8 protein-coding genes are annotated in these 8769 nt (G+C 33.7%); 4 read left to right on the top strand and 4 right to left on the bottom strand.

What is annotated here, in order from left to right; all coding sequences use genetic code 11:
- Positions 1-258 (bottom strand): transposase (locus B5D47_RS11115; protein WP_078931902.1); only part of this gene is annotated, 258 nt, incomplete at its 3' end.
- Positions 259-933: 675 nt separating this feature from the next.
- On the opposite strand from B5D47_RS11115, the gene B5D47_RS11835 reads away from it, so the two are divergent.
- The 3 genes from B5D47_RS11835 to B5D47_RS11105 all read left to right on the top strand — a co-directional run bounded on the left by B5D47_RS11835 (position 934) and on the right by B5D47_RS11105 (position 3957).
- Positions 934-1062 (top strand): hypothetical protein, encoded by a 129-nt coding sequence (locus B5D47_RS11835; protein WP_268811085.1) that lies wholly within the window; start codon positions 934-936, stop codon positions 1060-1062.
- A 129-nt stretch (positions 1063-1191) separates the two neighbouring features.
- A complete protein-coding gene (locus B5D47_RS11110; RefSeq protein ID WP_078931901.1) occupies positions 1192-1572 on the top strand; it encodes a hypothetical protein in 381 nt (126 codons plus the stop codon).
- Positions 1573-1662: 90 nt separating this feature from the next.
- Positions 1663-3957, top strand: coding sequence for a helicase-related protein (locus tag B5D47_RS11105; protein ID WP_078931900.1), 2295 nt, complete (start codon positions 1663-1665; stop codon positions 3955-3957).
- Positions 3958-4009: 52 nt separating this feature from the next.
- On the opposite strand, the gene B5D47_RS11100 is transcribed toward B5D47_RS11105, so the two are convergent.
- The 3 genes from B5D47_RS11100 to B5D47_RS11090 form a co-directional block, all read right to left on the bottom strand.
- Positions 4010-5191 carry a tyrosine-type recombinase/integrase gene (locus tag B5D47_RS11100; protein ID WP_078931899.1) on the bottom strand — a complete coding sequence of 394 codons (1182 nt, stop codon included), beginning with the start codon at positions 5189-5191 and terminating at the stop codon, positions 4010-4012.
- A 170-nt stretch (positions 5192-5361) separates the two neighbouring features.
- Positions 5362-6063, bottom strand: coding sequence for a M48 family metallopeptidase (locus B5D47_RS11095; RefSeq protein WP_078931898.1), 702 nt, complete (start codon positions 6061-6063; stop codon positions 5362-5364).
- On the bottom strand, positions 6063-8495 hold the full coding sequence (locus B5D47_RS11090; protein ID WP_159443537.1) for a type I restriction endonuclease subunit R: 2433 nt from the start codon (positions 8493-8495) through the stop codon (positions 6063-6065). The genes B5D47_RS11095 and B5D47_RS11090 overlap by 1 nt, the downstream gene beginning before the upstream one ends.
- Before the next feature lie 32 nt (positions 8496-8527).
- Between B5D47_RS11090 and B5D47_RS11085 the strand changes: the two genes are divergently transcribed.
- Positions 8528-8769, top strand: a 242-nt coding sequence (locus B5D47_RS11085; protein ID WP_143592708.1) for a transposase, incomplete at its 3' end; no start/stop codon positions are given.

Raw genomic sequence — 8769 nt, 5'->3', positions numbered from 1 at the left:
CCGGTCTAGTGCGAAAAAACCGAGGGCATCCTTCAGTATGTCATTGGCTTTTTTCAATTCTGCAATTTCTTTCTGCAGTTCCTCGACAGTTTTTGGTTCTTCTGTTGATTTTTCTTTCTTTTCTTTTGTTTTTCTTTTCTTTCTCCAGTCAATTAAGGTTGCGTAGTTTATGCCCAGCTGCTGTGCTGCCTTCTTTGGTCCAATCTCATCTGAAAGCGAAATTGCTTCTTCCCTGAATTCTTTGCTGTACCTTTGCATTCGAAATACCTCTCTTTATTTTCGTAAAATTTTAGGTATTTTTCGACTGCACTTTTATTGTATCCTTTCAAATACCCCAAATAAAATGTATGCAGAAAAAAAAATACACCGAATTTTACCAAAAAATAGAATTCGAAGGACACTTGACGTTGAAAACATGTTTTATTATCTTATTGGTATCGACTGTATGTCGATAAACAGTTCTTTGACATGAATAATTGGTTTTAAAACACATTATTTGAAATACAATTTTAAATACATCAAATAAGACTAAGAATAAGTCTTTTTGATAGTAACTATGTATATATAAAATGACATATTGTAGCTAACGTATTATGCAATGTATTGAAAACACAAAAATATCAAAGCTTGATAATAACTGATGTAATAATTTCTAAAACTTACTAAACAAGGAGGTATCAGAAATTGCATTAATCATAAAGTATTCCATAATTCTATCTATCACCAACCTAAAAAATTAAACCACTTCTAATTATTTATCTATTCTTTATAGTTTATTCAAACCGCAACCTGTGCTACAGGTATCTGCGAAAAAAAAATCAAAGAAAATAAAAGAACCAATAGCATATAAGTCAAAGAACAATAAATTTTCTCAACTCCATAACAATCCCTCAAGGGGTATTGTCTATGATATTGTTTCTAGGAGACTTATCTATGAAAACATCTATAAAAAATACAGATAAACTTCTCTGTCAAAAGACAGAAGAAATATTAAAAAAAGAACTTCATGCAGACTGTCATTCTGTCAGCACTGTATATCAGAATTTAAATCCAATTTTTTAGGAATCTGATGCATCTGGTGGGAAAGTAATAAATTTTGATTCCTTCAGATACCAATACAGAAACTTAGGTACAAACAGAAAGGCGTCTTCAGACAAACTGTTCCTTGGTTTTACAAAAGATACTCTTTTTATGATGAATATTTTTCAATGTCTTAACTTATCATTTGATGATTTTATGAAAGCAGCGTTGAGTAATGCCAACTTTCAGATTCCTGAGGATGAAACGACTCTCTCAGATCTCGAAGTACTCACAGAAGAACTTAAAAGACTTGCAAATGAAATGGGTAGTAAATTAAAAAGTAATGATAGTGATAAAGTTAGACTCACTGATAAAGTTTCGTTTCTCAGACTTTTAAGTCAAAAAATAAATGAAATGCTTACCAATATAACAGATTATAGAAAATACTCTATTGAATACTATCAATTCTATCAGGCAGTTTTTCCTTATTTTATGCGTATTCTTCCAAAAGATTTTGCAGTTAGAAAGGCGATAAGAAATCTTAAAGCATAGTCATTTGATGATATACTTATTATTAACTGTTTTTTCCAGGCAGGACTTATCACACTCTTACTGGATATTTTAAAGAATGTCAGGACCATCATGGAAAAAGCTGAAACTGACAGAGAACAGCTTGAAATCTATAATGAAACCTATAAATCAGATTTGGATTCAATCACGAAAATAAACGCCTGTATCTCTCTTCGTCAGAATACTGATTTTGAATTCAAAAATGTAGTAATAATACCTATGGATGACCTTAATAAGCTTATCAGTTCTACCGAAAAGCTGCATAAAAAATTCAACAGCTTTTTAAACATCTTAAGCAAAGAAAGGACGATGTATGATTCATTCTTTTTTGATGATGATAATGAAGAAGCTGAACAAAATGAGAAAGCAGAATATATAAAAGGCAATAAATGGATTTCAATTATACCTGCAACAGATGCAAAACAACAGAAATCAGAGAATATTCGCTATTATCTTAATGAAGATGAAAAACCATACTTATTATCTGCACGTCTTGGAACAAAGAAGAATTTTTATTGGCTTAAGGACAATAAGATTTATTCATCTTACAAATATTTTATAAGTATCCTTTCCCAGATGTTTGAAACTGTTCAGAAAAATCCTAACATGAACAGAAACAAGAAATTACCTGAAAAAATGAATGTGATTGATATTCTTACAAGTGAATCATTCTTGGATCTTAATATTATTATTTCAGATACAGTAATTAGCGAGTATGAATTTTTTGTTGAACAGGCATGCAAAGAATATATTCAAATGGCTTCAAAACTTGAAAATGCCAGAAAAGTATATTCTGATCCAAGGGCTTTATCTAATGAACAGTTAGCAGGAAAAAACTTTATTCTTAATCACTGGCTGAGTAGTGGTAATACGCCTACGCTTTGTCTTGATATGGGTAGAGGTAAAACACGGACAGCAGCATGTGCAGTTGCAGAACTTTGCAAGAAAGTACCTCTTGAAAGCTATATTCTTATTATTGCTCCTGGTAATATCGCAAAAGCATCTGGAGAATGGCGTGAAAGATTGAGTGAATATGGAATACAAAAATTCGAAGTAATCAGAGGAACGAAGAGAACTGAAACCATAAAGAGCTCTGAACTGAATTTTATTCCAAACAGTGCGTACATAACGACCATCGAAAGTTTTGCACTTGATCTTGCAAACGGATTATATGACAAAAACATTCCATCAGTAATTATTTACGATGAAGTACATAGATTAACAAATTCGACAGAAATCCAAGATAGAGCACTTCTTATGGCTGCATTCAATCAAAAAGTAAAGTACAAACTGGGAATTACTGGAACTCCTGCCCAAAACTCATATCAAGATTTCCATACTACTTACTGTTTCTTCCATAATGATGAACTCTTTGAAAGAATCAAAAATAAGGAGGCTTCTGAACTTGAATTCCAAAGAATTGAAGAAAAACTTGCAACTCCAAATAAGTTTTTCTATTTTGGAGAAAGAAATCAAATTGATTCCACCAAAGTTCAGATGACATTTGTACCAATTACAATCAATCCTACACATTTACAAATGGCTGAAAAAATTAACAACAATGACTTTCAAAGAGTTCATCAAACACTTCTTTATCCTGAAAAATATGAGGCCGTTGATCCAAATGAAACAATATCCAATAAACTCAAGTTTGTTAAGGAACTTGCTAAATCTGTTCCAGCAGACGATAAGATTGTTGTATTTTGTACATACAAAGAGCCTTTAAATTTCCTTGAACATTATCTTAAGGACTTTAATCCTGTAAAAGTCGTTGGTTCGGACTCAGGAATCGAAGGAAGCGATAACAAAACAAATCTTCAGGATTTTAAAACTTCTGACAAACATAAAATCTTACTCACTACAATACAGAAACTTGGTACTGGAGAATCACTTGAATGTGCAAATCATCTCGTTGTTCTCAATCTCTGGTGGAATCCGGCTATTGTAAATCAGGTTACTCACCGTATCTTGAGAAAATCTCAAAAGAAATTCTGCTTTGTTTATCTGCCTGTTTATGTAAATAGCAAGAATGACGGATTTGAATGGATTGATAATGAAAAACATCTTTACGGTGTTCTTCAGAATAAAGTAAAAGGTATAAATGGTCTTCTTGAAAGAATTAACAAAACTGAAGGATGTATGTCCATTCCAAATGCGATTTCTTCAAGTCCTCTTTATTTTAACAATAATGATTTGATGAATGACTGGTATCTTCATAAAATGATAAATCCAAATAATCATAAAATTCCATATAATTTTACATTAGATACATTTTATTTATCAAAGAATTTCAAAATTGAAAGAGGTACCGTAAGGAAAAAAACAATAAATGTATTACCTTCTAAGACTTCTTCGTTAAATAAATAGAGAAAGTAATACAGGTTCTATTATAGGACCTGTATTACTGAATACATGATATTTATAAAACTTCCAAAACAACCTTCGCATCATCAAGCGAGACATGGGTATAATGCTCGGTCATGGCATCGTCGTTAACATGTCCAATAACACTTTGAACAATTGATCTCGGGACTCCGCTGTTTATAAGGTTACTATTTGCAAAATGACGCCAGCTGTGAAAAGTAATAAACCGGGCTTTCTGTTCTTCTTTGCTGATACCAATATTTTCCAGAGCTCTTTTTAAATACCTGTTTATCTCTGCACGGATTATTGGAAGTTTTCCTTTTGTTGATGAGAAAATATATTCTCCTTCAGTCTGTACAAGAGAAAGTGAAATCAACTTCTCATAAAGCTCTTTTTGAATAGGTATAACACGGGGCTTATGATTCTTAGTATCTTGTAAACCAAACTTTTCAACATATCCATGATTTATCAGCAGATGATCTTCAAAGATATTTTCTTTACGAAATGCCTGAACTTCTCCTAATCTTAAACCTGTTTTTGAAGCCAAGAGATTCAGCGTATAATGTAGCATATTACCATTCCATACTGATTCAAGATTTGTTTCATCGAACATTTTTTCAACATCTGCCTTTGAAAGAATTCCATGAGTCTTCGAGTCATTTTTCAGTTTAACAACCTTTTCAGAATAATTAACTTCTGTAACGCCAGTTTTGTAAGCATAACTAAGAATGACTTTTAATCCGCTAATTACATTATTGATTGTTTTGTTGCTTAAATGAAAGTTATCTCTAAGCCAGGAAATCCATTCATCAATTCTTTTGTCTGTGAAATTATTTAAATGATGCTCTCCCCAAAAAGGAAGGATGTATCTTTCAAGTTCACAACGTTTTTGATGGGCATAGTTTTTTGTAAGATTAAAACCATGCTCTCTTTTCTTTTTGAAATATTCACATTTATCGTATATGAAGAAATTTCCTGTGTACTCACGGAACAGAGGAGTGGAGCCGTGTTGTTCAAGAGGTCTGGAAGATAACAAAGCGAGCGGATTTTTAACAGTCGGAATCATTGCTCCAGAACGATACAACTCCATGCATACTGCTTCGGCTTGAGCCTTAATTGTGCAGCCTGTACTAAACTGATGCCTTTTGTTATATTCATCATAGAAATAGTAATACCAAACTTTTTTTCCACTGCGTAGTGTTTTCTTAAAAAGAACGAAAGGACATTTGAAACGCATTACACGCCTCCAAAAAGTGTTTGTACAACTGTTTGGCCTTACAAATGCAATCCTTCTTAATTTCTTGTATTATATATATTTAGAGCGAAATATAATTAAAGTTGTAGTTTAATATAAAAAAAGCCTGCAATTGCAAGGCTTTGTAATAAGACGCTAGGTGTTGTTAGATATCATTCCTTATAACAATCTAATATTTGTTCGTTTAATAAATTCTTTCTGTCTTTCCAGTCAGGCATATATTTGTCCATATTTGCAATAAAGTCTTTGCCATGATTGGGAACTTTCAAATGAGTCAGTTCATGTAAAATAATATATTCAAGACATTCCAGAGGTTTTTCGACCATCTGTAAATTTATCCAGATACGTTTTGCCTTTGAATTACAAGTTCCCCAGCGGGTAAGCATATATTTTGTTTTGAAAGAATCGCAATAAAGACCTGTTCTTTCTTCCCATTTAGGAATAAGTCTGTTTAATTGTTCAATTAAAATCTTTCTAAACTCCTCACGAATAAAGCGCTCTCTTTGCTCTGCTGTAGATTCTGCTTTCATTTCCAGAATGATTTTGTTGCCGTCAATCTTAAAAGCACGCTTTTGTGAAGGCTTAAATTCCAAAAAAAATTGCTTTCCCAAAATGTAATAAGTTTCACCGCTTACATATTGACGGGCTGTCATTCTTGGCTGATTTGCAAATTTTTCCTGCTGTTTTTTTATCCAGCCAAAATTCAGTCGTACAAAATTTTCTATGGACTTCTGGCTCATTAGGAGAGGTGCAGACACAACAACATTACCAAGAGGAGGCTTTACTGATAAATGCATATTCTTGATATTCTTTTTATTTATTTGAACATCAATTCCACTTATATTAATATTCATCAGTATTCTGCCTGTTCTTTTACAATTTCGTATATTTTTTCAACAGTAGCCATCTGCTCATCACGCTCTGCTTTATTCATATACTTCTGCACAACACGATAAATTCCGCCTTTAATCTGTCTTTCTTTAATTAAGTCACCTCTAAAGTGATCCTGCTTTGTATCAAGGACAGCTTTATGCAAGGCTAAAGCATATTCTTCATCTTCGCCAAAGTTGTCATACAAAGCGCAAAGTGCCTGACTTGTACGGATTGCTTCTGGATGAGAATTATTTTCTTCTGGATTTTCTACCTGAATTACAAGTCCTGCATATTTTTCCAGCATTTCTTTATATGATGCAACTTCTTCTTTTCTTTCATCAATCAAAGTCTGGAACAGTTCCGACATTTTCTGATAATACTTTGGATTAACAGGAGTCTTTTCTATAATTTTTCTGCGGATATTATTTTCAATTGTTTCTGCTACGTTTGGCTGTGCAGATTTATGTTTCTTATCAGATTCAGAATTGCCGTTTTTCAAATCTTCTTCCTGCTTTTTCTGAATATAAGCAAGAAGAGTAAAGTTTTCCATGTCTCCAAGTTTTTCAGAATCAGAAGCAGAAATATAATTGTCAATAAGATGACGCATTGCACTGTCATATTGCTTAAGATCAATAAAATCACCGCTGGAAAGTCCGATTTCATCTTTTAAATCGACATATTCTTTTACAAGCCTGTTGTATTTTTCCTGCTCTTCTTTTGAATAACCAACATCATCGAAAGCAGGCTTTAAATCTGCATAAGCTCTGGCAAGACTTGAAACAAGTTTGTACATTTTGCTTCTGAGTTTAGCAAAATCATGGTCATTATCAGGATCTACAGTTCCACTTTCACCACAGAAGAAATGTTTAAATGCAAGCTGGTCACGAGGATATTCAACATCATCAGTCAATGTTTCAAGTTCCTGCAACAAGAATTCAAAACGTTTCTTGCCTTCTTCGAGTTTATTTTTCAAAAGACCAGAAATATCTTCTTCATCAAATCCGCTTAAAGCGTTTCCTGTATATGAATTAACTGCGTCTTTTAAATCTCCAAAGAGCTCCTTGTAATCAACTACATAACCAAACTCTTTATCATCTCCATCCAGACGGTTAACCCGGCAGATTGCCTGAAACAAACCATGGTCGTGCATTGGCTTGTCGATATAAAGGTAAGTACAAGGAGGAGCATCGAATCCAGTAAGCAATTTATCTACAACGATTAAAAGCTGCATGTTTGCAGGTTCATCTACAAACATATCTTTTACACGTTTTTCAAAGGCTTCAATCTTTTTATAAAAATCATCATCTTCAACAGAAACATCCGGGTCGTAGCCTAACATTTTTAGATATGCTTTCTGTTTTTTCCAGTTTTCTGAATCTTCTGTTATGCTTGAAAAATCTGTTCTAAGTTCTCCGCGATTAGGCTTATATGAAGAAACAATTGCGCAGTTCTTAAAATTCTTTTCCTGAAAAATTTCATAATAACGACAGGCTTCTGCAATACTTCCTGCAACCAGGAGCGCATTTCCCCTGCCATCACACAGACGTTGTTTTGTTTCAAAATCAAAAATTATATCCAAAGCAATTTTTTCAAGACGGTCTTTTGAACTGTAAAGCTGCTGCAAGGTTGCCCATTTTTCTTTTAAGGCCGCTGTTGCTTTTGGCATAAGACCTTTTGTTTTTGCTTCAAACCAGGCATCAATTTTATCTTTGCTGCTAACTTCCTTCGGAACATTTCTTGCTTCATAACGCAAATCAAGAACAACTCCATCTCGAACTGCCTGATCAAATTTGTATGTATGGATGAAACCACCGAATAAAGTAGCAGTTGTCTTTTGTTCTTTATCTACTTTTAAAAGAGGAGTTCCTGTAAATCCTATGAACACAGAATCCGGCATGATAGATTTCATGGCAAGATGAAGTTTTCCCGAATTAGTTCGATGACATTCATCAACAAAAACAAATACCTTATCTTTTACACTAAAACCAACAGGAATAGTTTTCTTAAGTTCTTCTACATATTTTTCATAATCCAGATCGCTTACTTCACCAGTTCTTCTGCCAAATTTATGAATAAGAGAACACATAAGACGTGAATCATAATTATTGAGCAGATTCAAAAGGTCATCGCTGCTTTTTGATCGGGCGATCTGTAAATCAACTCCGGTAAAAATCTTTTCTATCTGGTCATCAAGTTCTTCGCGGTCGGTGATGATAAGTACTCTTGCTCCGGTTATGTTTTCCAAAATCCATTTTGTAAGCCAGACCATTGTAAGAGATTTTCCAGATCCCTGAGTATGCCAGACAATACCGCCTTGATTTCTGGCAAGCCTTTTCTGGCAGCGCTTGATAGCATAGAACTGTAAAATGAGTGCGTAAAACGATACAGAAAAAGGAGCAGATTTAAGGTGCAAACAGCCGATAAATTAAACAGGGCGGTTAGCACATGGCAAAGAAACGACAGTCATTCAGCAAGGATTTCAAGGCAAAAGTTACACTTGAAGCATTACGAGAAGAATCTACAATTCAGGAAATTGCAGTAAAGTATGGCATTCATCCGAATCAGATTTCCCAATGGAAAGCACAGGCAATTGCAGGACTAGCTGACATTTTTGAACGACCGAATAAGAAATCAGAAGAAACGAGAAAACAGGAAGAGGAAAAAGACAGTCTTTTGAAAACAATCGG

The sequence above is a fragment of the Treponema berlinense genome (genome assembly GCF_900167025.1).
GTDB classification, from domain to species: domain Bacteria; phylum Spirochaetota; class Spirochaetia; order Treponematales; family Treponemataceae; genus Treponema_D; species Treponema_D berlinense.
This window is presented reverse-complemented; position numbering and strand designations above follow the sequence as displayed.

What these genes read in the sequence shown, in the direction of transcription:
- B5D47_RS11100 (WP_078931899.1), bottom strand. Translation starts at nt 5,191, where the DNA reads ATGCGTTTCAAATGTCCTTTCGTTCTTTTTAAGAAAACACTACGCAGT.
- B5D47_RS11095 (WP_078931898.1), bottom strand. Translation starts at nt 6,063, where the DNA reads ATGAATATTAATATAAGTGGAATTGATGTTCAAATAAATAAAAAGAAT.
- B5D47_RS11105 (WP_078931900.1), top strand. Translation starts at nt 1,663, where the DNA reads ATGGAAAAAGCTGAAACTGACAGAGAACAGCTTGAAATCTATAATGAA.
- B5D47_RS11835 (WP_268811085.1), top strand. Translation starts at nt 934, where the DNA reads ATGAAAACATCTATAAAAAATACAGATAAACTTCTCTGTCAAAAGACA.
- B5D47_RS11110 (WP_078931901.1), top strand. Translation starts at nt 1,192, where the DNA reads ATGATGAATATTTTTCAATGTCTTAACTTATCATTTGATGATTTTATG.